Consider the following 23,369-nt stretch of genomic DNA (forward strand, 5'->3'; position numbering starts at 1 on the left):
TGACATTGAGATGTTGACAGCGAATCAACGTCGCCGTGTCATCGGCCGGGCACCAAAAGGCTTACGCAAGCGTGCTGTTTCGTCAGCGGCGGAGCCGCAGAAAAAAAATCGCAGCAACCCAAGGAGATCTCAATGAAAAAGACGTGCCTCGCAGCATTCGTGTTAGCCGGAGCCGCAGCGCCAGGTGCTTATGCACAAAGCTCGGTAACGCTCTACGGAATCGTCGATAGCGGCATCCTCTACAAGACGCACGTCGGCGCGGGTGGATCCGCGTGGGCACTCGGAACCGGCATCGACTCAACCAATCGATGGGGCTTGACCGGTCGCGAAGACCTCGGCGGCGGCCTGCATGCGACGTTCGAACTGGAAAGCGGCTTCCGCATCAGTACCGGCGCGTCGATCAACGGCGGTCTGCCCGCCTCATCCGGTACGGTGCTGTTCGATCGCGGCGCGACGGTCGGCCTGAGCAGCGACGTCGCAGGTGGCATATTGCTCGGCAAGAATCGCTCCCCGTTGCTGCGCATATTGGCACGCATCGACATCGAGGGCTATTCCAACTTCGGTTCCCTGAACAATCTGCTCTACCAGAATCTGTCGGGCTATACCGGCTACCAATATTCGTGGGTCGACAATTCCGTCGAATATATGAGCCCGGAAATCGCAGGATTTCAGGGCTCCGCGATGTATGCGTTCGGCGGCGTCGCCGGCGACACTCGGACCAAGCGCGTGATCTCGCTCGGCGGCTCATATCGGACCGGCAGTTTCCTGGCCGGCGCGGCGTATTTCACGGGTCGCGACGTGACCGGTGCGACCGATGCAACGACCGCCCGCGCCTATACCGTCGGGGCGAACTATGCGTGGAGTCAGTTCGAATTCATGCTCGACTTCTCAAACTTCAAAAACCCGACGCGCAATACGAGCGACAATTTCTATACCGCCGAAATTGCGTATAGCCCCACTTCGTTCTGGATCGTAACGGCGACCTACATCCGTCAGGACGACCGGGTCACAAACGATCGCGACGCGAGCCTGTATAAGCTTGGCGCAAGCTATCTGCTTTCGCGCGCAACGTCTCTCTACTCATTCATCGGTTACGTGAAGAATAACCGGCTTGCCACATTGGGATTGCAAAATTCCACACCGGCCGGCGTCGTGGGCGCCAATCAGTTTGGCTTCGCTGCCGGTATCCGGCACACGTTCTGAAGCCGTCGCCCGGATCTACGCAGCCCCGCAGCGCGAGGTCACATCAGAGGCCCTAGCGCGACAATCCGCTCGAGATGGTGAAGCCGGGAGACCTCGATACGTACCTTCCACTGCGACTTGAAACGCCAAAGGTCGACCGGCCGCCGAACCGCAGCGCACACAACAGGTGCCGCAGTTGAAAGACAGTAATCCGACCGCCTCATCATCGTCATATCGCGCTGGCGGACAATGAGTTCGGAATTGCCTCATTGTTTTCTGCCTCATGATTCGATTACTTTCAAAGGCCGCCTTCAACCCTCCTCGTCCGCTATGACTCCGTCACCAGCTTACGCAGCCCCGAGCCCAGCACCCAAAGTGCCAATTGTCGTGCGTTCCAGGGAATACGAAGATGGTCATTTGGTCCCGCCTCACGACCATCAGCGGGCCCAGTCGATTTTGCCGCCACAGGGGTGATGGAAGTCACGGTTGCGGAAGGCATCGATAGCTGGACCTGCGTCAGATGAACGTCGCCGGCAAGGGCGATCAACGCCTGATTGTGGCGCTTGTGCGTGCACCCGGCGTTCCACTTCGCTGGTAGCCCTCGTCGCGTTGATTGTGCAAAGATGCGAGCTGCTGGGCTAGACGCGGCATGGCGATGGTCGCTCGATAAGTACCGGGTACCACCACAGCCTGTGTGCTGAGAACCGGAACGACTTCGGCAGTCAGACTCATGCCGATGCGAGGCGAACCCTGCGCGTCGGTTGCGTTGATCGCCCGCCAGAACGACATCAACGCTAATCTGCTGTTCAAGGGGCGCCGTCAATATCTCCAGGGTGCCTATGGCTTGCCGACGGTGCATGCAAACGCGGCGCCTATATGGCAGCAGGAAACGCAAACACCGTTGTCGCCCGCGACGGTTATCGACGATGTTGCGAAGCCGCTTTCTGTACCACCGGCATCGACCGCGACGACAGACGGTGGGGTCTGCGAGGTCGAGTTCGACCACGCGCGCCTCCGGATTAGTGGCGAGGTCTCGGCGTCCGTGTTGCGCCTGCTGATACGCGAGCTCTCCCATACGCCGCGCGACGCGCGATGATAGGCCTTCCCGCAGGTACTCGAATCTGGATCGCTGCGGGTGTCACTGACATGCGCAACGGCTTTAGGGTCTGGCAGCTAAGGATGCGACGAGCTGTTTGCCATGCTGCGTGACGGCGCCCTCTATCATCCGAAGTCCGCCCATACGCTTGACGAGTATATGGGCCCCCACTTGGCAGATGGTACGATGTGTCGAAGCTTGACATAGTCTTGGCGGCACCTCTGCGAAGGTTGTGGGATGGCCAAACGGACGAAAAAGGCATACGTGCCGCTGCCGAAGCGGCGCACGGGTGCCACCCAATCTGTGCCCCTCGTTTTGCAGGGCCGCGAGCAGGATATTGCTCTGATCAACCGTCTGATCGAGCGGATCAATCAAGGGGGATCGACACTCGTTATCAGCGGTGAGGCCGGGATCGGGAAATCTGCGCTTCTTGAGGTCGTCAGTTATCGAGCGAGTGAACACGGGGTCTCCGTACTGACGATGACCGGCGTGCTGGCCGAAGTCCATTTGCCGTTCGCTGCACTCGAACAGGCACTGCGCCCGCTTATGAGCCGCGCAGCGGGCCTGGTCCCTCGCCAGCGATCCGCCTTGCTGGCGGCCTTGGGCACGTGCGATGACACAGGGGCGCGGGATATCTTTCTGGTGGCACTCGCGACGCTGACACTCCTGACCGAAAGTGCATCCCGCAAGCCTATCCTGCTTGTTGCTGACGATGCCCAATGGCTGGATCAGGCAACCTATGAAGTACTGGCCTTCGTCTCGCGCAGATTGAGTTCGGACCCCGTCGTTCTACTGGTGGCCATGCGCGATGACTTCAACCGTACGCTCGGCGACGCCTCTACCCTCAGGCTGCGACTTTCGGGGCTTCACCAGGCCGATGCCGAGCGTCTGCTGGATACCCACGCCAAGGACCTCCCGGCCGGCCTGCGCAGCCGCTTTCTCATAGAGGCATCGGGTAATCCTTTGGCGCTTTTGGAGTTGCCTCGCGGCGAGCGGGCTCCGGAGGCGCAAGATACGCCGTGGCTTCCCCTCACGGAACGCCTGGAGCGCGCCTTCTCGAGTCGTTTGTCCGATCTTCCAGATGTGGCTCGAACTCTGCTGTTCGTGTCGGCGGAAAACGACGGGACATCGCTCCACGAAATCCTCTCCGCCGGCGAAGCCGTGTTGGGTGAGCGGGTGGGAATCGATGCCCTGGCGCCGGCGATCGCCGCCAAGCTGATCGAGGTCGACGGAACCGAGGTTCGGTTCCGGCACCCGCTCGTTCGCTCCGCGATGCATCAGGCGGCTGATCTGGCGACGCGCCAAAGAATTCACGCGGCGCTCGCCGCGACCATTCAGGATCAACTGGATCGTCGGCTATGGCATCGTGCGGCTGCAACCATCGGATCCGACGACGAACTCGCGGACGACTACGATCGCATGGCGACGCGGGCGCTGCGGCGGGGCGCCGTGGCCACGGCTATCGAGGTCCTTGAAAATGCGGCACGACTGAGCAGCACGGCGCTAGCCAAGAGTGACCGCCTTTTGCGGGCGGCCGAACTTGCCGCCGATCTGGGTCAGCCGGAACTGCTGGAGCGTCTGTTGCGTCAGGCCGAGGTGGACGAATCGAATCAGCTCGCGCCGGCACGGGTCGGCTGGTGTCGAGAGATCAGCCGGCCTCCGACGATCAATGATCCCGCGAAGATCCCAGCCCTGGTTGGATTCGCCGCTCAGGCCTACGGCGCCGGCGCAAAAGACTTGGCGAGCAATCTCCTGATGCGCGCCGCGCAACGCTGCTGGTGGAGCAATGCAAGCGACGAACTTCGCGCAAGAGTTCTGGCTGCGGCAAACCGGCTTGAGTTGCCGGAGACGGACTCCCGCTTAATCGCAATATTTGCCTATGTCGAACCGCTCCGCCTGGGAGGTGATTTGCACGTCAAGCTCCAGCGGCTTTCCGAAACAAGCGATGGCGATCCTGCCGTTGCGCGAATCCTCGGCAGCACGGCCAATGTCATTGGCGCTTTCGACCTCGGGGTAAGCTTTCTCTCCGAGTCGAGCGCCGCGCTGCGGGAACAGGGGCGGCTAAGCGACCTCGCGCGCGTGCTTTTCGCGCAAGGGTGGGCCGAGATGGAGGTCGGCGACTGGAGGGGGGCGATGAGGGAGGTCGAGGAAGCCGTCCGCTTCGCCGAAGAGACTGGCGGGATCCCGTGGATCGCCGCGGCCACGATCGTGAAAGCCAGGCTCGCAGGCATGCAAGGCAATCTCGAGCAATCGGAAGCACATGCGGCAGAGGCGGAACGCCTGATTCTTTCTATCGGCGCGAGCTTTTTGCTTGCGTTATTGCAGATCGCGCGAGGTATCTCAGCGATCGGGGCGGGCCGGCACGGGGAGGCGTATGAACATCTGCGGCGCCTTTTCTCCCCTGCCGACCCGGCCTTCAATTCCGATCTTCAGTTCTTCGCGCTCGCGGATTTCGTGGAAGCGGGCGTCCTTTCCGGCAATGCGGAGGCGGCCCGAGGCGTAATCGAGCAGATGGAGCGTGTCTCGGCTCCGATGCCGGTGCCGTGGGTCGAAACGATGCTGCACTATGGAAAGGCGCTGCTCGCCGCGCCTGCAGATGCCGAGCAGTGCTTCCTACAAGGCCTTGGGCCGGCCGCGAAGAACTGGCCGTTTTTGCGAGGACGCGTTCTCCTGGCTTACGGCGGATGGCTGCGCCGCCAGCGCCGGCCTGCCAACGCAAGAGCCCCATTGCGTGAGGCCCGCGATATCTTCGACGCGCTCGGCGCTTCGCCCTGGAGCGACCGCGCGCGCGAGGAACTGCGTGCTTCGGGCGAATCGAGCCGCCGGCGAACGGAGCGAGTATGGGAGGTACTGACCCCACAGGAGCTTCACGTCGCGCAGCTCGCTGCTGAAGGGCTTTCGAACAAGGAAATTGGTATCAGGCTTTATCTCTCTCATCGAACCGTCGGATACCACCTGCATCAGATCTTTGCAAAGACCGGGATTAAATCCCGGTCTTCACTGGGCTCTATTCTTGCCGAAGTTGAAAACCCAGAAGGTTGACGGCCGATCTGTCATCGGACTGGTCATTTGACAGAAGCGGCACCCCCTTCTCCCGAGCTAACCTTTCTCCATGCAAACCCTTGGAGAATGACCATGAAGCTCGTGTATTCATTGCCGCTGTATCAACCGAGAAGGATGTTGACCCCATGAAACGCATCTCTGAGCCGCTACAACCTACTTTCCCAGAAATCACGCGTCGCCAATTGCTGATTCTGGGGACTGGCGCCGCAGTGACCGCGGCTGTGCCCTTCGCAGCTTCCGCTGCTTCTACCGCGCCGAACAGAGCGGCAACCTCGCAAGGAAATTTAGCCATGAGCTACGTCACAACCAAGGACGGCGTTCAGATCTTCTACAAAGACTGGGGGCCCGCAAATGCGACTCCCATCGTCTTCTCGCATGGCTGGCCATTGAGTTCCGATGACTGGGATGCGCAGATGATGTTCTTCCTCTCAAAGGGCTATCGCGTTATTGCTCATGATCGTCGAGGCCATGGCCGCTCGTCACAGGTCTGGGATGGACACGACATGGACCATTACGCGGATGACTTGGCCGCGGTGGTAACGCATCTCGACCTCAAGGGCGCTATCTACGTGGGACACTCCACCGGCGGCGGCGAGGTCGTACGTTACCTGGCGCGCCACGGCGAGAAGCGGGCCACAAAGGCCTGCCTGATCGCAGCCGTACCGCCGCTCATGGTCAAGAGCGCGTCCAATGCAGGAGGCCTGCCGAAGAATGTGTTCGACGATCTGCAACAACAGACCGCCACGAATCGGGCGCAATTTTTCCGCGATCTCCCTGAGGGGCCGTTCTACGGCTTCAATCGGCGTGACGTGAAGATTCAGGAAGGGATTGTCCAGAACTGGTGGCGGCAAGGAATGATGGGTAGTGCCAAGGCGCACTATGACGGCATCGTCGCGTTCTCGCAGACCGATTTCACCGAGGACCTGAAGAAAATCACTGTGCCTGTGCTTGTGATGCACGGCGACGACGACCAAATCGTACCCTACGCCGACTCCGGTCCGCTGTCGGCCAAGCTTCTCAAGAATGGCGCGCTGAAGACGTATAAAGGCTTCCCACACGGCATGCCGACGACACAGGCGGAGGTTATCAACGCGGACCTCCTGGCGTTCTTCAAGTCATGACCGCGCTAGATCGGGGAGCGCTGCTGGCCGATTTGAGGCGTACGAGCGCCTGGAGCTCCCGGACCCTGGTAACCCGCCAGGCGTAGAACGCAATAAGTCTGTCAACTCAGAATGCCGCCACCACAAGGCGATTACCGCCTGAGTTGACAACATCTCAAGGCGCGTGCCACGAGACTTCCAATTTCGCCCGTAAGGCATTGATCTTATGGAAATTTCATTGCGCATCGAGCAGCCGGTACCGCTCGCCCGGCCGGGTGGCGCACATCGTAGGCGCGCCGCATCGGTGTTTTTGGGAGTACTGAACGTGAGACTCGTTTCTGAATGCCAGATGCGCCGGATCGAAGCGATGCAGACCGCGTCCTCCGTCGCGTTCTGCTGCGGTGTGGTATCGCTGGTTGCCATGGCGCTTTTTGGCGGCGCCCTGCTCAATCTAATCACTGGAGCTGACGCAAGGCCACGTTTCGAGACGCAGACGATCACGAGTCGAAGTCTCGACGGCGCATTTGCCCACATGGGACAGAGAAAACAATGGAACGTTTGACCGAATTGAGAGTATTCGTGGCCGTTGCCAGGCTGCAGAGCTTCACACGGGCAGCCGATAGTTTGAGCATGACCACGTCGAGCGTTTCGAGAGCGATCGCAGATATCGAGACGCGATCGCAGGCGCGGCTCTTCCACCGCACGACACGGCGAGTCTGCCTGACTGAAACCGCCCGTGCCTACTACGAATGTTGCGAAAGCATCCTCGCACAGATCGAGGCGGCGGACCTGCGCCTGAAGTCGGAAAGGCAGCAATTGTCCGGCACCCTGAGGCTGGTCGTGCACCCAGGCGCCGCCGCTTCGGACCTCACACGAATCCTTGTCGGATACAAGGCGCGGGCTCCGCAAGTCGATCTGGAGGTCTCAATCAGCGAAACCAGGACCGACATCGTTGCGGGCGGATACGACATCGGCATGCTTCCGCCGGACCTGATTGGAAACACCACTGCGGTAATCCGGTCGATCAGGATGTCCCGGCGGATTCTCGTGGCATCGACGTCATTTCTGGACTCGCACAGTCGCCCCCGAGTGCCCGCCGATCTGTGCGGTCATACGCTGATGCACGCCCCGGATCCGAACCGACGAACCGAGCGCAAACTCGTCCTTCGTAAGGGATCGCAGACCGAGGAATGTCGAATCAGGTCCTCGCTTTGCGCAAACGACTTTGTGCTCCAGACGTGCGCGATGGCGGGCATGGGCGTCGCACTTGTGCCGTCCGATCTGGTGAAGGATGCGCTGCGAAGCGGCGCGCTCGAACATGTGCTGCCCGACTATGCGGTAGACGGAGCCGGGGTTGCGTTGTGTCTTACCTATCCGTCACGGGAGTTCATGCCCGCGAGCAGTCGGGTTTTTATCGACTGCTGCATCGGGCTGCTTCGTCCCGAGTCTGCGGAACAACGCCCCGCGCCCGGCGTGAGCATCCGGCCTGCGGTTGGCGCCCCTGCGCGGCGTCTATGGGCGGAAAGTATGACGGGCGGGAGCGCGCGATGATTCATGGACTGAACTGGCTCTGCACGGAACACCGACACGTCGTGCTGTGCATCGCAATTCTTGTCGCTGGCACTAGCCTCGTTGCCTCGCCAAAGGTGGATGCGCTTGCTCATCGCCATGCGGATCGCACGTTATCGGGATTGGCGGAGACGACCTGGCCGTGGGTGATGTTTTGAATGCCTTGGGGTGCGCGCACAGGACGATCAGGATTTCCGGCGTCATCATCGCGCGCGCCGGCCAGCTCCCGGCGCTGTCCGACAGGCTGTTGCTGCGCACCGGCGCAGAGCAGCAGCACCGGCAGACTGTTCGCGCTCGAACTGAGCGGTAACCTTCAAACCTCAATGGGACTGTGAAATGAAAAAGATTGCTGCCAAATACATGGTCGATGCGTTGGTGAAAGCCGGCGTGAAGCGCATATATGGAGTCGTGGGCGACTCTCTGAACGGGTTTACCGATTCGTTGCGCCGGGAAGGCTCGATCGAATGGATCCACATGCGGCATGAGGAAAGCGCGGCGTTCGCCGCTGGTGCAGAAGCACATCTGACGGGAGAGCTCTCCGTATGCTGTGGAAGTTGCGGACCAGGAAATCTCCATCTCATCAATGGACTTTTCGATTGCCATCGTAACGGTGTCCCCGTTCTCGCCATCGCAGCACATATCCCAAGCACGGAGATCGGTATCGATTATTTTCAGGCGACGCATCCCGAAATGCTCTTCAAGGAATGCAGTCACTACGTCGAACTCGTATCGAGCCCAGAACAGTTACCACAAATTCTTAACCGCGCCATGCGTGCGGCAATCGGACGTAAGGGCGTGGCTGTGGTCGTGGTTCCGGGCAACGTAGCACTCGCCCCGCTTGCCACGCCTGTGCCTAACTGGATCGCACCGCTGGCACCATCGGTCATGCGCCCGGCGCTCGAAGAATTCACCAAGCTCGCAGACATGCTGAACGGATCGTCGCGTGTGGCACTGCTATGCGGCGCCGGTTGCAAGGATGCGCACACTGAAGTCATCGAACTTGCACGCAAGCTCAAGGCTCCAATTGTGCATGCCTTGCGCGGGAAAGAGCACATTGAGTATGACAATCCGTTTGACGTGGGAATGACCGGACTGATCGGATTCACTTCGGGATACTCGGCGATGAAGAGCTGCGACATGCTGCTGATGCTCGGTACCGATTTCCCTTATCGCCAGTTCTATCCGGACGGCGTTGCTATCGCACAGGTCGACATCCGCCCGGAGGCGCTCGGCAACCGGTGTCCGATCGACCTGGGGATATTGGGGAACGTGAAGGACACGCTTGGTGAGCTTCTGCCCATGATTACGGAGAAGACCGACGGCACCTTCCTCGATATTGCACTGAAAGACTATCAGGAGGCCCGGCAACACCTTGACTCACTGGCCGAACTGGAAGCCGATAGCAACATCATCCATCCGCAATACGTGACACGGCTTGTGAGCGATCTGGCTGATGACGACGCCATCTTCTCCTGCGATGTAGGTACGCCCGTCGCATGGGCAGCCCGGTACCTGAAAATGAACGGCAAGCGGCGCCTGATTGGATCCTTCAACCACGGGTCCATGGCGAACTCGCTACTGCATACGATCGGCGCTCAGGCAACGTTCAGGGACCGTCAGGTGATCTCGCTGTCCGGCGACGGCGGGTTCACGATGATGATGGGCGAGTTCGTCACTCTGGTCCAGGCGGGCCTGCCGGTCAAGGTCATCGTGCTCAACAATGGCACGTTGGGTTTCGTGGAAATGGAGATGAAGGCCGGCGGGTACCTCGATACGGGATGCGACCTGAAAAATCCGAACTTTGCTGCGATGGCCAATGCCATGGGCATCAAAGGCCTGCGGGTCGAACGTCCTGCCGACCTGGAAGAGGCACTGCGCTCGGCATTCGCGCATCCTGGTCCGGCGCTGGTGGATGTGGTGAGCGCGCGGCAGGAACTTGTGATGCCGCCCACGACCTCCGCTGATCAGGCCTACAAGTTTGGCCTGTTCATGCTGCGGGCTGTCATGGATGGACGCGGGCAGCAGCTCGTTGACCTCGCTAAGGTCAACCTGTTCCGGTAAGCACGTACGGGCCAACGCGGCCAAGGGGAAAGAATCATGTCCAGTACTGTTGCGAACACGCCGGAATCGACTCCGGCATCGACATCTGGCGACGGCGTGATCCATATGGGTTTTGTCGTCGGATGGCTGCTGTGCGCCGTCTTCTACTTCATGCAGTATGCATTGCGCTCCGCGCCCGGCGTAATGATGCCCGAATTGAGCGCGGCCTTTGCGCGCGACGCGGTCGCAGTCAGCGCTCTCGTTGGCCTGTACTACTACACCTATGCGCTGTTCTCGATCGTGGTCGGCGCTGCCATCGACAGACTTGGTGGCAAGGCGGTCATCCCAGTCTCCATCGTGCTGGTCGCCGCCGGGGCCGTTCTGTTCGGTCTTGGCCGCGCGGAAGCCGCGCAGATCGGCCGTCTGCTGCAAGGCGCGGGCTCGGCGTGTGCATTCATTGGCGCCACATACCTGGCTACGCGCGGCTTCCCGCCACGGCACCTCGCGACGGCTATTGGTTTTACCCAGTGCTTTGGCATGCTGGGCGGCGCCGCAGGCCAGCTCGCCGTCGGCCGGATGATCCACAGCGTGATCACCTGGCAGCAATTTTGGTGGATCTCCGGGCTTGGCATCCTCGCCATTGCCGTGCTGATCCTGGTTGCGATACCGAAAGAACATGAAGGCACGGCGGCACCTCAGGGCTCGTGGCTTGCCATGTTCGCGCCATACAGGACTGTGCTCGCCAATCCTCAATCGTACCTTTGCGGCTTCTGTGCCGGCTTGCTGTTCTTGCCCACGACGATCGGGGACATGATGTGGGGCATGCCGTTCCTGCGCAATGGCCTTCACGTCAGCTATGCGGAGGCAGTCAGCCGTGCCAGCACGGTGCCGCTCGGCTGGGTTATCGGCTGCCCGCTGCTCGGCTATCTTGCCGATCGTATGGGTCGGCGCAAGCCCGTGCTGATTGCCGGCGCGCTGCTCATGCTTGTGTCGTGCGCCGGTATATTCTTCTTGCCGGCGGGCGTCGTGCCGCGATACGTACTCGGCCTGTCACTCGGCATCGGTTCGGGTGCGGCCATGCTGCCCTACACGGTGATAAAAGAGGTCAATCCCGACAATGTGAAGGGCAGCGCAACCGGCGCGATCAATTTCCTAGTGTTCACATTCAGCGCTTGCCTGACGCCGCTGTATGGCAAGCTGCTTGCACATATTTCGTCAGGTAGCGCTATAAACATGGCCGGGTTTCGGGCGGGAGGCACGTGGCTGCTGGGCGGTATCGCCCTCGCGATCGTTTTGGCGCTCTTCCTCCGTGAGACCGGACCACGAGCGCGCGTGACAAAATGAGTCTGAATCTCGTCTATCCCTTCTTGAGATCCCGGCCCATCAATGATCGACGTTAGCCGGCTGACCGACGTACTGCCGGGCGACGCCGAACGTCTCAGATGGGTCGGGAACGGCCTTGCAACATGCAATACCTCGTGATGATTTCCCGCTTCATATGCCGCATCGGGCGGCGGAATGGCAGCGCATGATCACGGACCGGCAGTTGCAGGCCATTCCCTATGGCGAACTGGTGCACTGGGGCTTTGGCGACGCGGTACTGAATATGGACAGGGATATGGTGTCGGACATGGGGACCGCCTAGCATGGCATGCACTGGGTCAACCTTGGTTTGCCGCCCGCCAACAACCACTCCTGATAGTCTGGTCTGCTTTCCTGGTCTACTCGCAGAATATGTTCTGTCCAAAGGGGAGTTCCAACAAGTCATGTCTGCGCCGACTGATTACGTCTTCAAGCCGCATGAGCGGCCAACGCTGCCAGGCTCCCCCTACAATCCAGAACACCCTCGCAGCCGACGCATGGGCTATTTCGCGATCGGCTGCCTGCTCGGCATCACGCAGGGCCTGGGCAACGCGCTGGTCACGGTGAATCTGAACTTCGCGCAGGGGACACTCGGGCTCTTCAGCAATGAGGCCAACTGGCTTACCGCCGCCTATTTCATGGTCTACGTCTCGGCCAATCTCATGCTGGTGAAGTATCGCCAGCAATTCGGCTTGCAGTCCTTTATCCGCTATACCCTTGTGGTGTATGCGCTGATCACCCTGCTGCATCTGTTCGTTGAAGCGTTCTGGATGGCGGTGGCCGTGCGCGCTGTCAGCGCCGTTGCTGCAGCCGGCCTTACGACGTTGGCCATAAACTACCTGCTTCAAGCGATGCCCCCGCCGAAAAAAATGCACGGCATCATGATCGGCATCAGCATTCCCCAGCTTGCCGTTCCGCTGGCGCGCATCCTGTCGCCCGGGCTGCTGGATGCGGGCGACTGGCACATGCTTTACTGGTTCGAGTTCGCGATGGCGCTTGCGTCGCTCACCGCGGTGATGCTGCTGCCATTACCGCCTAGCGACCGTAGCAAGGTATTCGAGCCGCTGGATTTCCTCACCTTCGCCCTGCTCGGGCCTGGTCTGGCGCTACTGGTCGCCGTGGTTTCCGAAGGGAGCATCGAATGGTGGACCGAGCGTGCATGGATAGGTTGGTCGCTGGCTGCCGGCATCGCGCTGGTCGTCGCAGGGTTGCTGGTTGAACATCGACGTGCCAGCCCGCTGATCAATACGCGATGGCTGAGTCGGCGCGAGATGGTGCGGCTGATCCTGGTTGCAGCGGCGATCCGTATCCTGCTTTCCGAGCAGGCTTCCGGCTCGGTCGGGCTGTTGACGATATTCGGCATGCTCAACGATCAGATGATTACACTTAACCTGATCATCCTGACAGCTTCGATCGCCGGAATCGCTGTCAGCGTATTAACATTCAAACCGGATAATCCCGCATCCGCAGTCCGGCTGGCAACGCTCCTCATCGCGATAGGCGCATTCCTCGATGCCGACGCAACCAACCTCACGCGGCCGGAGAATTTTTACTTCACCCAGGCGCTGATCGGGTTCGCCTCGCTGCTGTTCCTGGGGCGAGCGATGGCGATCGGTATAGCTCGGACGCTACTGACGGGCGGGCAGAATTATGTCAGCTTTGTGGTCCTGTTCAATATCAGCCAGAGTGTCGGCGGACAGGTTGGCACTGCATTGCTTGGCACCTTTCAGACAGTCCGCGAGCGATTCCATTCGAACGAACTGGTCCAGACAATCACCATGGCCAATCCGTTGGTCGCCGCACGGATACATGACGACGGCGCGGCCACGTTTTCGCAGACCGTGTCGCGCGAAGCGAATATCCTTGCGTATAACGACGTATTCCTCCTCGTTGGGATACTCGCTGTGCTGACGCTGTTGTGGGGTTTTGCGATTCGTTGGTCGACGCAGCGGCGCCACGAGCTTTCGCCGATCGTCGTTCTCCAGCAGAAAGTGATGCAGGCACAGGCCGCACAGGCCACCCATGAAAAATAACGCGGCAAAGGGAAAGTGATTCGATGAATACACCGAACACAGGGCCGTCGAAGGCCGTCACCGAGCCGCCTGCTGCCGCTGCCACGCCAGACCCGCTGGCTGCGCCGCGCGGATGGCGCCCACCTGAGAAAAATCCAGCGACCATCATCGCCATCGTGCTGCTTGCGATCGTCGCGATACTGGTCGTCCTGTACGCATGGCGACTGCCGCCGTTCGCCGGCTTGCCGGAAAAAACCGACAACGCCTATGTGCGCGGCTTCGTGACAGTAATCAGCCCGCAGGTGAGCGGTTATGTCACGAGCGTAGCGGTCAACGACTTCGCCGAGGTGAAGGCCGGCCAAGTGCTCGTGACGATCGACGACAGCACCTATCGCGCCCGGGTCGAGCAGGCCCAGGCCAACCTCGCCGCGCAGCGGGCCACATTCGCCAATTCCACGCAGTCGCAGCGCTCACGCGAAATAGCCATCCAGGGCCAGGAAGCGAATATCGCGAGTGCCCGCGCACAGCTCGTCCGCACCCGGGCAGACATGCGTCGCGCCGATGCGCTGGTCAACGATGGCTCGCTCTCGAGACGCGAGTACGACCAGGCCCGCGCCGCGCTGCTCGCCGCGCATGCCACCCTGCAGCAAGCCCTTGCCAGTCGCGCGATCGGCTCGGAAGATGTGCGCACCGTGCTCGTCGCGCGTCCGGGACTGCAGGCAGCGATCGATGCTAATCAGGCCGCGTTGCTCAGTGCGCAAATCGATCTGGGCCACACGATCATTCGTGCGCCCGTCGACGGGCAGCTTTCCGAAGTAGGCGTGCGTAACGGCGCCTATGTCACCGCGGGTACCCAACTGATGTCGCTGGTACCGCACAGTGTATGGATCGTCGCCAATTACAAGGAAGCGCAGACCCACAACATGCGCGTCGGCCAGCCCGCAACGTTCTCGGTCGATGCGCTCGGCGGCGTGGAATTGCGCGGCCATATCGAAAAAATCGCACCGGCGACCGGATCGGAGTTCGCGGCGATCAGATCCGACAATGCGACCGGGAATTTCGTCAAGGTGGCGCAGCGTATCGCCGTGCGCATCAGCGTCGACCCGGGGCAGGAACTGGCAAAGCGGCTGCGGTCAGGCATGTCGGTCGAGACCGCGATCGATACCCGCGGCGGTGGCCAGTGAACCGCTGCGTCCCCCTGCTCATCCTTGCGCTGCTGCTGCCGGCCTGTGCAGGACCGGCAGTAAAAACCGCCGCTGTGCCCAATGCCACCCCACCCTCGAAGTGGCGCACCGACGCCGGACCAACGATGCCGCTGGATAGGGCCTGGTGGCGGCAATTCGGCGATCCGGTATTGACTGCGCTGGTCGAAAAGGCGCTGGCCAACAATACCGATATCGGCGTCGCTGCCAGCCGTGTGCGCGCGGCGCGTGCCAGTGTGCAATTGGCACGCGCGCAATTGCTGCCGACGCTCGATCTCGGCGCCGATGGTGCGCGCTCCCGCAGCGTCAGCCCCTTCGGCACGCCGCTTGTCCAGAGCAGCGGGCGGTTCGATGTCGAGGTGGCGTGGGAAGTGGATCTGTTCGGCCGGCTGGCCGATCAACGTTCGGCGGCACGCGATGCGTATCTGGCCAGCGAAGCGGCGCGGGACGCTACGCGGTTGTCGGTTGCCAGTTCGACAGCGAGCGGCTACATCACCCTGCTCAGCCTCGACGCGCAATTGAAGATCGCGCGCGAGACACTGGCCGCGCGCGAGGATTCATTACGCCTCGCCAAGAGGCAATTCGAGCAAGGCTATTCGTCCAGGCTGGAGCTGCAACAGGCGCAGGCGGAATACGAGTCGACCGCGCAACTCATTCCCAGGACCGAACTGGCGATTGCCCAGGCTGAAAATTCATTGAGCCTGCTCACTGATGAAGCTCCGGCGGCGATCGAGCGCGGTGCAGTCTTTGATGCCTTAGCCGAGCCCGACATTCCCGCGGGCCTGCCGTCCAGCCTGTTGTGCCGCCGACCCGATGTCGCGGAGGCGGAGTATCAACTCGCCGCGGCAGACAAGTCGCTGGTCGTGGCACGGAAGAATTTCCTGCCGCACGTGCGCCTGTCAACCGCGCTGGGCCGGTCCTTTTCCACCACGCAGGTGGACCCGATCACTATCTGGTCGCTGGGCGGAAGTATTCTCGCGCCCTTGTTCCAGGGGGGAAGGCTGACCGCCGAGGCCGAGAAGGCGGGCGCACAGCGTGATGAGGCGGCGTTCGCCTATCGTGGCACTGTATTGACCGCCTTCCGTGAAGTGGAAGATGCGCTCGCTTCGGCAAAGCGCTACGACGAGCAGTTGACGCTGGTCAAAGCCCAGCGCGACACGTTGATCGAAACGTTGCGCATCGCCACCAATCGCTATCGTGAAGGCTATACGACCTATCTGGATCAACTCGATGCGCAGCGTGGTCTGCTCTCGGCACAACTCAGCGTCGTCCAGGTCCGCGCCAGTGCGCTGAGCTCACGTGTGCAACTTTATCAGGCCATGGGCGGTGGCTGGAGCGCCGACAGTATCGACAAGGAGAACGCGGAATAACAGAATGGGTCGCTTCGAAGGGGGCACTCATTAGTTTCAGTAACCTGAAATTATCATTTGTCCATGTTCGTACTCCGGACACCAGCCCCGCCCGCGATGAGGGGCTTTGTCGCGATAAGGATCAAGGGGCGAGCGAGATCGACATGCGAAGTACTGCTTATATTGCGAGGTCGTAGAAGGGGTGCCGTCAAGATTCGGACGTTTGCCTACGCCGGAGGTCCTGAAGCCCTCGTCCCCTAAGGCTCGGCACCAACTCTGCTTTCCGTCTTTCGGTCGAGCAATGCTGGCCAACGCCAAACCGTTGATCCTATTGATTGTGCGGTGCGGCTAACGTACGTTTCCCTCCGAATCCTGATGGCGCCCCTGAAAGCACAAAGAACAAGCTCTACTTCGCGTTTCGGGAACTGGGGCGCGTGATCCGGACGCTGTTCCTGCTGAAGTATCTGGATGACCCGGAGTTGCGTCGGACGATTCACGCTGCGACCAACAAGAGCGAGCAGTTCAACGACTTCGCGCAGTGGCTGACGTTCGGCGGCGAAGGCGTCATCGCCGAAAACGTCCGGCACGAGCAGCGCAAGGTAATCAAGTACAACCACCTCGTCGCGAACATGGTGATCCTGTACAACGTGCAGTGGATGTCGCGCAAGCTAAAGGAACTGCAGGAGAAGGGGCATCCGGTCGACGCCGAGGTGCTCAAGGTGCTGTCGCCGTACCGGCGGGAGCACGTCAACCGGTTCGGGGATTATCTACTGGATCTCAAGCGCCCCGTTCCTCCGCTAGATTCGACCATCGATTTCGCATTTAAATCAGCAACTTATATCGAGATGCGGCAGATTTTTAACGAATCCCGGTCAGGCCTCATGCCGGCGCGTCTTGTCGGTCCGGACAACTGGAAAAAGCTGCATCTCGCGGGCGTATGGTTACTCGCCATCATTTTCGCGGGCTCCTTCCTCACCCGCGTCCATGAACATGCCGCTTATCTTGTTCCCGGCATGGTTATGGTCGCCGCTATGTTGTTACGCATGGCTGCGCGGTTCGAAACGCGAGGTTAGACATTCGTCACGCCTCGAGGACGCCTCCCGCACGATCCAGTCACCCGCAGGTCTTTCGGAGGACGAAACGCAAGCGTACGAGCAACTGGCTATCAACTTCAAGAAGCGCCGCGCATACGCATTCGAGATGTCGACGCGCCCCCAAACGTTTTACGGGCTGGCTGATTCTCCTGTCGCGCTGGCGAGCTAGCTGCTCGACCACGGTGACGGCTATGGCCAGCCTGCGGCGCCGATTACCTCCGCAGTGTGGGAACGCGCGGTGAATGGCCATCCCGCCGGCGCGATCACACGAGACGACGTACTCGACAACATCACGCTATACTGCCTGACGAACACGGGGGTTTCCGCAGCTCGCTTCAGGAGGTTCGCGCGGGTTTGAGACCTCTGCGAACGTAACGGATCTTACGAGGTTTTGCCTCCTTCTACGTGTGACTTGAACAGAGCCGCCGGCTCACTTATCGCGCATGATGTTCACGAATCCGTCCACGTGTCGAGGCTGTCCCGAGCACGCAACAGTCTGAAATGTAATGTCACGTTACTGGCGGCCTGTCAAAAATGCAGAGATCAATTGCGGGTATGAAACGCCCGGATCGGCTTGCCGCAGAAATCAGGAATACTTCCGTTCTACGTCTTCGCTCGCTCGACATTTAACAACGTGACAGTACTGCGATATGGACTATCTGGAAAGTTTGCGAATCTTCCGCTCGGTCGTCGAGGCGAAGAGCTTTACGCGTGCGGCGAATATGTTGGGCCTTACCACACCCATTGTCTCGCGAGCCATTTCAGGCCTTGAGCAACGGCTGGGGAGCCGACTATTTCACAGAACAACGCGGCAAGTCTCATTAACCCAGGCCGCCGAGCGTTTTTACGAGGGTTGCGCGCGAATACTTGATGACCTTGAGGCACTTGAGGCCGACGCTTCCGCGCAAACCCGTGAGCCAAGTGGAGTGCTCCGACTCGCCGCGCACACGACCGCGACTGTCAACCGGCTCGTGCCATTAATTTCAACCTTCAAGCGCAAACACCCCAAGATAAGCCTCGACGTCACACTGACGGAGAGGCCGGTTGACTTGGTTGCGGACGGCTATGACCTCGGCATTGTGCTCCCGTTCATGTTGAGCACCGACACAACCATTACCCGACTGCTTGAGCGAATGCCGCTGGCAATTGTCGTCACGCCGGAATACCTGCGTGAGCGCACCGTGCCAAAGCATCCGGCAGAACTTGTCGAGCACGTGTTTGTGGCAATGTCGCCGTCGCTTCGGAAGCCGGAGCTGACCTTTCGCGTTGCGGATGAGAACCTGACCATTCCACTCCGGTACGAAGTGGCATCTAACAACGCTCTTTTCAACAGGGACATGGTGCTCGCGGGGCTCGGCATTGGCGTGGTTCCTGCCGATTTGGTACGAACGGAACTGACGTCGGGCAGGCTTGTGTCCATTCTTGAGAACTTCGAAATTGTGGATGGGGCGATTGAAATCCGCCTAGCCTATAACACGCGGATACTACTGCCAGCCAAGGTAAAGGCGTTCGTCGAACACGCTGCGGCGTTCTTCGAAGCAATTTCATTGAAAGGAGCATAGGAATCAACCGAAAGATCCGGAACGAAGGCATTGACTGGGACTGACTGCGTGATGGGGTATCGTCAGGGGCGCACCATTTCATAGGTGACTTCGATGCCACATGTGGCCCAGCAACTCCTCGACCATACGCACCCCGCCAGTGACGTGATAGTACCCTCGCAGCAGCTCTTACGGGCCATGCCGCTCAGCGCCTGATATGACGGGCTTCGCTAGCTGGTAGCCGAAATGCGCCTTGAAGGCGCGGCTGAAGGCCGCGTCTAAAGCATATCCAACCCGCTGCGCAGCTTCCGTTACCTTCAGACCCCCGGTACGCCAGAGATCGGCGGCGATGGTCAGGCGCCAGCGTGTGAGATAGCGCAATGGAGGCTCGCCAACTGTTGCAGCAAAGCGCCCGGCGAAAATCGAGCGGGACATTGCGATGCTTGCCAACCGTAGAACGAAGGAAAACTGTCCCCGTCGCGCCAGGAATTGTGTCAATCGCGGGCGGCCACCCGGTTGCTCGGTTGAATCCGCTGATTCTTCGGTTATTTAGCGGCGAAGGAATTGTGTCACTGCCGCGAACTGCCTGACGATACAGTCCGCCGGACCTGATCCAAGCAGGACGATGCAGTGTGCCCCATCGATCCACGCCCCGCAGCAACTGGTGAGTCGATACAGGAGCCGGTTCGCGGTTAGCCACGGTCACATTCAGAGGCAGCACTCAAGATAACGGCGTGCAAATGCGCGGCGATACTCCGCCTCCATGGGTTTAGCATTATCGGGATGCCACGTCCTGCCACGTCCGCTGTTGCAATGCGCACAGAGAAACAGCGCCTCGAGAAGCTGGACATTTACGCGATACGGCGTTTCACGACCGCAGCGCCAACATTTCGTTTGGAGCTTGCAGCGATGAGCCGGACACAGGTCCAGCTTCTCAAGCTGATGCACAGTACGCGATCCATTGACGACACCCCTCAGAGTAAGGGCGCGGTTCTCATGAGATGTGGTACAGGGCTCAGTCAGCGGAGATCGATGGGCATCTTCCAGGGCAAGAGCGCGTCGTAGTCGTCGACGGTCTGTGCCAGCGGGAGACGCTGTAACAGCCAGGTGAGATAGCGATACGGATCAATGCTGTTCGCCTTGCAGGTTTCGACCAGTGAGTAGAGATTGGCGCTCGCGTTTGCGCCATCGACGGTGTCAGCAAACAACCAGCCGCGGCGTCCCAGGCAGAACGGGCGAATGGAATTTTCGCAAGGGTTGTTCGATATGGGCCAGTTGCCGTCTTCAACGTAACGGATCAGCTTCGGCCACTGCCCGTGCAGATAGGTCAGCGCCTTGCCGAGCAGACTGTTGGGGACGACGCCAGGCGAGTGCTCAAGCATCAGCTTTTCGATAACATCGAGTACGCACGCGCTGTATCGTCGCCGCAATCGCTGTCGTCGCCCAGCCGTCCACGTCTGGCTTCGCGCTTCGGCCGCGAACAGTTTTCCGATCAGGCTGATGAAGCGTGTCGCGAGCAGATCGGGCGGGCGCGCTGCTTTGGGGACATTGTCTTCCGCCTTCACAAAGTACCGTCTTGCGTGCGTCCAGCATCCGAGGTGCACGAGCTGGTACTGTTCAGCGATGCCGTTGTAGGGTTCGTATCCATCGGTCATCAGGGCGGCACCTTTACGGACACCGGCAAACAGCCTGTCAGCCAGCCTGGCGCCACGACCAGGCGTATAGGTGAAGCAACGGATGGGGATGCCCGAACCGGTCATCTGCGCCCACAGATAGCTTTTCGTTTGCGGCTTTCGCCCTTGCTCCTTCAGGACCTGGAACGTCGTCTCGTCGCCGTAGATCAGTTCGGCATCGAGCAGCGCATCGCGCATCAGGTTGATGACGGGTTGCGTCGCAAGACCGACGCGGACCATGCTCGCGGCAATCGTGTTCGACGAGATGTCGCCGCCGAAGCGACGCAGCAGACCGGCCAGGCGATAGAGCGGCATGCCGAACTGGTACTTGCCGGTGGCGATCCACGCGAGCGCCGATTCACTCAGCAGCCCACGCGGGATGATACGGGGCGGTGCCGGCGTAACCTTGATGCCGAGATCGCAACATGGGCAGGCGTACTTGATACGCTGATGCTGGGTGACTCGCAACTGCTCGGGAATGACATTGAGCTGCTCACTGATCTCGACGCCGATCTCGACGAGCGCGTGTCCGTCGTGATCGCAGAAGCGCTCTGCCTCAGGGAGTTCGTGTCGCACGACATCACGCGGCAGATTGGGATCGAGAGGCTTGCGGTGGCCGCGCTTCTTGCGCTTGTGGGCCGCGACCTCGGTTCCGGGGGTATCTTCCTGCGCGGGAGTGGCGTTCGCGCCGAGCGCTTCGGCTTCGTTGAACAGGCCGAACTGGTCCGAGGCGCGCGCTTCGCTTTTCGCGCCAAACAGTTCGCGACGGTAAGCGCGCAGTCGTTCCTCGGCGAGATCGCGCTCAGCTGTCACGAGGCGCAGTGCGCTGCGAACCTCCTCATGATCGCGCTGAAGCGAACCATAGGCCTCTCGCATCGCGAGCAGTGCCTTGAGTTCGTCGGCGTCGATGATCACGTTGATCGGCATACCGCTTAGACCGGCAAGCCGGTGACGTGTTCAGCTCACGCGTGCGTAATCTCGACTGGGATGTCGCTGGACTGCGGCAATGTCGATGCCCTCGATAAGCCAGTGCAGCTGCTCGACGCTCAGTGTCGCGACCCGGTTCGCGCTGTCAGGCCACACGAAGCGATCGTTTGCCTCGAGTCTCTTGAGCATGAGCCAGAAACCGTTGCCTTGCCAGCCCAGGATCTTGATGCGATCGCATCTCCGGTTGGTAAACACATAGAGCGAGGAATCCATCGGGTTCAAATGCATGGCCTGCTCCACGAGAATCGACAGGCTGTTCATGCCATACCGGAAGTCGACGGGTTCCCGATGCAGGTAGACCTTCAGGCCTTCGTCGAACCGGAACACGGCATCCTCCCCAGCATCTGGACCACGGTGGTCAGTTCGTCGATGCTCGCCTCGCCGAGATCAAACTCGACGCCGTTGGACAGTCGCACATGCAGTGCGAGCGTCAGCGATGGCGATGGTGACGGTGACGGTGACGGCGACGGCGACGGCGACGGCGACGGCGACGGCGACGGCGACGGCGGTGCGGTTGGCCGTGCTGGTGGTGCTGCAACGACAGGCACGAATGCCGTGGGCGAGGCGACAGGTGGGGAGCGTTTGCGCGAACCTGGGATGTCAATGGGCGCGCCATCAATCACCGCGAGCGTGCCCTCCAGTACGATTTCCTCCGGGGCATGCGGACGTTCCTGTTCGCCGGTAGCATCATCCTGCGATGCCGGCGAGATGCCTTTCTCGCGCTCCAGCAGGTACTTCGTGATCCACTTGCGTAGCAGGTTGGCGTTGATCCCGTGCTCCTGCGCCAGGCGGGCAACCGACACACCAGAACGCAGCGCTTCCTCAACGAGCGCACGCTTGCCTTTATCGTCGTAACGACGGCGACCGTCGCTGCTGCGTCGAACTACTCTTAACTCTGGATCTTTGTCAGCCATAGGTGTCCACCTCCGAATAGGTGGACACCTATGCTCCTCGCTCCTGTCCCCAGCGGCTAGACGCCGAAAATGGATCGCTTACGATGCACAACACTATGGTAGTGGCGGGCGAGACAGCGTCGACAGTAACGGAACATGTCGGTATAGCGACGCCGTCCGACCGGATCCATCAGGGCGGCTCGCAGCAGTTCGGCAGGCAACCCAAAGCTCTCCTGTAGCCGGACCACATCTACAAGTCCTTGCCGCGGCACGATGCCTTCATAGGGATCGACGTCAAGCCCCATGGTCCGGGCGACAACGACGCCCGTCAAGGCGTTGCCCATCTCGAACTTCCACAGGATGGAGATCAGTGATTCGTGCGGGTATAGCCAGCTGCGCCTGAAGACGTAACCCAGCGCCGGGGTCAGTCGGCTCTCGTCAAGGGTAAGAATGGGGAACGCCGGTTGCGCCGGCGGACCGCTGTCACCCAGCTGCGACGAGAACGCGTCCGGTTGCATGACGTGACTGGACATAACCGCAATGCCTTACCGCATGGTCCCACAGGACCTGGTCCGCACAATAGCCTCGCGCGTCCCTCAGTTCACTGTCCTTCAGCACGATCTCGACCGCCCGTGCGAAGGATTCCATCGGGATCTCAAGCTTGCCCGGCAGATTGGCCTTGTGATGCGCCGTCTCGAACGTGTTCCATAGCGTGTCGGCGTCACTGACCAGTCGATATCCCGCATCAAACGCCTGCGGAACATAGAAGCGCGTAAAACTCCAAAGGCTTGCCTCACGATAGGCAGTCTAATCGTACCCTTGCAGACAGACTGCCACGGCGTCCGCGTTGCGGATGCCGTAAAACCCCAGATCTTCAACCATCATGCGCGCGACGATCTGAGTCTTCCCCGCCAACTGCATGGCGTTTTTTTGCGCGAGCAGTTCCTGCTGACCGACGAGAAACGTAAACAGTTTGATCTGCTGCCGATCCTGGGCGTCGCGGACATCAGGGAGCCACTCGCATTCGCTGTCGTCGTAAACCTGTGCCTCGAATTCAGGATTTTGCACGCCGTTTCGCTTTACGCTCACACAGGCGTTGGCTACCGGGGCGGCCACCGGAACGGACGCGCCACGTCATCGCCAGCGGGCGCCACCATCGCGCGGCAAAAAAGCCGTCCTAGCGAGGCGATACGTTTCGATTTTTGG

The 23,369-nt window shown here is 60.5% G+C and carries 18 protein-coding genes and 4 pseudogenes; 15 read left to right on the forward strand and 7 right to left on the reverse strand.

Annotated features, from left to right (window positions below):
* The first annotated feature begins 132 nt into the window (after positions 1-132).
* Complete coding sequence (locus OKW35_RS11010) at positions 133-1,203, forward strand: porin (RefSeq protein WP_429551962.1); 1,071 nt, start codon at positions 133-135, stop codon at positions 1,201-1,203.
* 579 nt (positions 1,204-1,782) lie between these two features.
* Here OKW35_RS11010 and OKW35_RS11015 read toward each other — a convergent pair.
* A pseudogene (locus tag OKW35_RS11015) lies at positions 1,783-1,929 on the reverse strand (IS110 family transposase); the annotation flags it as partial.
* Here OKW35_RS11015 and OKW35_RS11020 point away from each other — a divergent pair.
* From OKW35_RS11020 to OKW35_RS11085, 14 genes and pseudogenes are all read left to right on the forward strand, one after another.
* Complete coding sequence (locus OKW35_RS11020; protein ID WP_429551963.1) at positions 1,913-2,278, forward strand: IS66-like element accessory protein TnpA; 366 nt, start codon at positions 1,913-1,915, stop codon at positions 2,276-2,278. The pseudogene OKW35_RS11015 and the gene OKW35_RS11020 sit on opposite strands and share 17 nt — an antisense overlap.
* Positions 2,279-2,515: 237 nt before the next feature.
* Positions 2,516-5,320 carry an ATP-binding protein gene (locus OKW35_RS11025; RefSeq protein WP_429551964.1) on the forward strand — a complete coding sequence of 935 codons (2,805 nt, stop codon included), beginning with the start codon at positions 2,516-2,518 and terminating at the stop codon, positions 5,318-5,320.
* Positions 5,321-5,631: 311 nt separating this feature from the next.
* A complete protein-coding gene (locus tag OKW35_RS11030) occupies positions 5,632-6,462 on the forward strand; it encodes an alpha/beta fold hydrolase (RefSeq protein ID WP_429552138.1) in 831 nt (276 codons plus the stop codon).
* 205 nt (positions 6,463-6,667) lie between these two features.
* A complete protein-coding gene (locus tag OKW35_RS11035; RefSeq protein WP_429551965.1) occupies positions 6,668-7,003 on the forward strand; it encodes a hypothetical protein in 336 nt (111 codons plus the stop codon).
* Positions 6,991-7,992, forward strand: a complete 1,002-nt coding sequence (locus OKW35_RS11040; protein ID WP_429551966.1) for a LysR family transcriptional regulator — start codon at positions 6,991-6,993, stop codon at positions 7,990-7,992. The genes OKW35_RS11035 and OKW35_RS11040 overlap by 13 nt, the downstream gene beginning before the upstream one ends.
* Positions 7,993-8,346: 354 nt before the next feature.
* The gene (gene poxB, locus OKW35_RS11045) at positions 8,347-10,071 is read left to right on the forward strand and encodes a ubiquinone-dependent pyruvate dehydrogenase (protein ID WP_429551967.1); all 1,725 of its coding nucleotides are present in this window, start codon (positions 8,347-8,349) and stop codon (positions 10,069-10,071) included.
* 150 nt (positions 10,072-10,221) lie between these two features.
* Positions 10,222-11,394: an MFS transporter gene (locus OKW35_RS11050; protein WP_429552139.1), complete on the forward strand. Its 1,173-nt coding sequence runs from the start codon at positions 10,222-10,224 to the stop codon at positions 11,392-11,394.
* Positions 11,395-11,509: 115 nt separating this feature from the next.
* Positions 11,510-11,695 carry a hypothetical protein gene (locus OKW35_RS11055; RefSeq protein ID WP_429551968.1) on the forward strand — a complete coding sequence of 62 codons (186 nt, stop codon included), beginning with the start codon at positions 11,510-11,512 and terminating at the stop codon, positions 11,693-11,695.
* Positions 11,696-11,909: 214 nt separating this feature from the next.
* Complete coding sequence (locus OKW35_RS11060; protein WP_429551969.1) at positions 11,910-13,445, forward strand: MFS transporter; 1,536 nt, start codon at positions 11,910-11,912, stop codon at positions 13,443-13,445.
* A gap of 23 nt (positions 13,446-13,468) precedes the next feature.
* On the forward strand, positions 13,469-14,608 hold the full coding sequence (locus OKW35_RS11065; RefSeq protein WP_429551970.1) for an HlyD family secretion protein: 1,140 nt from the start codon (positions 13,469-13,471) through the stop codon (positions 14,606-14,608).
* Positions 14,605-15,996: an efflux transporter outer membrane subunit gene (locus OKW35_RS11070; RefSeq protein ID WP_429551971.1), complete on the forward strand. Its 1,392-nt coding sequence runs from the start codon at positions 14,605-14,607 to the stop codon at positions 15,994-15,996. Before OKW35_RS11065 ends, OKW35_RS11070 begins: the two co-directional genes overlap by 4 nt.
* 368 nt (positions 15,997-16,364) lie before the next feature.
* Positions 16,365-16,778: pseudogene (locus OKW35_RS11075) on the forward strand (Tn3 family transposase); the annotation flags it as partial.
* A 313-nt stretch (positions 16,779-17,091) separates the two neighbouring features.
* A pseudogene (locus tag OKW35_RS11080) lies at positions 17,092-17,406 on the forward strand (epoxide hydrolase); the annotation flags it as partial.
* A gap of 313 nt (positions 17,407-17,719) precedes the next feature.
* A complete protein-coding gene (locus OKW35_RS11085; RefSeq protein ID WP_429551972.1) occupies positions 17,720-18,631 on the forward strand; it encodes a LysR family transcriptional regulator in 912 nt (303 codons plus the stop codon).
* A 168-nt stretch (positions 18,632-18,799) separates the two neighbouring features.
* Here OKW35_RS11085 and OKW35_RS11090 read toward each other — a convergent pair whose 3' ends face one another.
* From OKW35_RS11090 to OKW35_RS11115, 6 genes and pseudogenes are all read right to left on the reverse strand, one after another.
* Positions 18,800-19,045 (reverse strand): helix-turn-helix transcriptional regulator, encoded by a 246-nt coding sequence (locus OKW35_RS11090; protein WP_429551973.1) that lies wholly within the window; start codon positions 19,043-19,045, stop codon positions 18,800-18,802.
* A gap of 584 nt (positions 19,046-19,629) precedes the next feature.
* Positions 19,630-21,210, reverse strand: coding sequence for an IS66 family transposase (gene tnpC / locus OKW35_RS11095; RefSeq protein ID WP_429488555.1), 1,581 nt, complete (start codon positions 21,208-21,210; stop codon positions 19,630-19,632).
* A 30-nt stretch (positions 21,211-21,240) separates the two neighbouring features.
* Entirely contained in the window at positions 21,241-21,597 is a 357-nt protein-coding gene (gene tnpB / locus OKW35_RS11100) for an IS66 family insertion sequence element accessory protein TnpB (protein WP_090812353.1), read from the reverse strand.
* Positions 21,573-22,184 (reverse strand): transposase, encoded by a 612-nt coding sequence (locus OKW35_RS11105; protein ID WP_429551974.1) that lies wholly within the window; start codon positions 22,182-22,184, stop codon positions 21,573-21,575. The genes tnpB and OKW35_RS11105 overlap by 25 nt, the downstream gene beginning before the upstream one ends.
* A gap of 56 nt (positions 22,185-22,240) precedes the next feature.
* Positions 22,241-22,696, reverse strand: a complete 456-nt coding sequence (locus tag OKW35_RS11110; RefSeq protein WP_429552152.1) for a hypothetical protein — start codon at positions 22,694-22,696, stop codon at positions 22,241-22,243.
* Positions 22,647-23,213 (reverse strand): annotated as a pseudogene (locus tag OKW35_RS11115) (ATP-binding protein); the annotation flags it as partial. The pseudogene OKW35_RS11115 and the gene OKW35_RS11110, both read right to left, overlap by 50 nt.
* Between the last annotated feature and the right edge of the window lie 156 nt (positions 23,214-23,369).

Origin of the sequence: Paraburkholderia sp. MM5477-R1, assembly GCF_050436385.1 — a bacterium.
Taxonomy (GTDB): domain Bacteria; phylum Pseudomonadota; class Gammaproteobacteria; order Burkholderiales; family Burkholderiaceae; genus Paraburkholderia; species Paraburkholderia tuberum.

Bases quoted from the DNA above. Each gene is read 5' to 3' on its own strand.
- OKW35_RS11105 (WP_429551974.1), bottom strand. From the start codon at position 22,184: ATGGCTGACAAAGATCCAGAGTTAAGAGTAGTTCGACGCAGCAGCGAC.
- tnpC (WP_429488555.1), bottom strand. From the start codon at position 21,210: ATGCCGATCAACGTGATCATCGACGCCGACGAACTCAAGGCACTGCTC.
- poxB (WP_429551967.1), top strand. From the start codon at position 8,347: ATGAAAAAGATTGCTGCCAAATACATGGTCGATGCGTTGGTGAAAGCC.
- OKW35_RS11085 (WP_429551972.1), top strand. From the start codon at position 17,720: ATGGACTATCTGGAAAGTTTGCGAATCTTCCGCTCGGTCGTCGAGGCG.
- OKW35_RS11035 (WP_429551965.1), top strand. From the start codon at position 6,668: ATGGAAATTTCATTGCGCATCGAGCAGCCGGTACCGCTCGCCCGGCCG.
- OKW35_RS11050 (WP_429552139.1), top strand. From the start codon at position 10,222: ATGCAGTATGCATTGCGCTCCGCGCCCGGCGTAATGATGCCCGAATTG.
- OKW35_RS11025 (WP_429551964.1), top strand. From the start codon at position 2,516: ATGGCCAAACGGACGAAAAAGGCATACGTGCCGCTGCCGAAGCGGCGC.
- OKW35_RS11110 (WP_429552152.1), bottom strand. From the start codon at position 22,696: ATGTCCAGTCACGTCATGCAACCGGACGCGTTCTCGTCGCAGCTGGGT.
- OKW35_RS11090 (WP_429551973.1), bottom strand. From the start codon at position 19,045: ATGTCCCGCTCGATTTTCGCCGGGCGCTTTGCTGCAACAGTTGGCGAG.
- OKW35_RS11040 (WP_429551966.1), top strand. From the start codon at position 6,991: ATGGAACGTTTGACCGAATTGAGAGTATTCGTGGCCGTTGCCAGGCTG.
- OKW35_RS11065 (WP_429551970.1), top strand. From the start codon at position 13,469: ATGAATACACCGAACACAGGGCCGTCGAAGGCCGTCACCGAGCCGCCT.
- OKW35_RS11010 (WP_429551962.1), top strand. From the start codon at position 133: ATGAAAAAGACGTGCCTCGCAGCATTCGTGTTAGCCGGAGCCGCAGCG.
- OKW35_RS11020 (WP_429551963.1), top strand. From the start codon at position 1,913: ATGCCGATGCGAGGCGAACCCTGCGCGTCGGTTGCGTTGATCGCCCGC.
- OKW35_RS11060 (WP_429551969.1), top strand. From the start codon at position 11,910: ATGGGCTATTTCGCGATCGGCTGCCTGCTCGGCATCACGCAGGGCCTG.
- OKW35_RS11030 (WP_429552138.1), top strand. From the start codon at position 5,632: ATGAGCTACGTCACAACCAAGGACGGCGTTCAGATCTTCTACAAAGAC.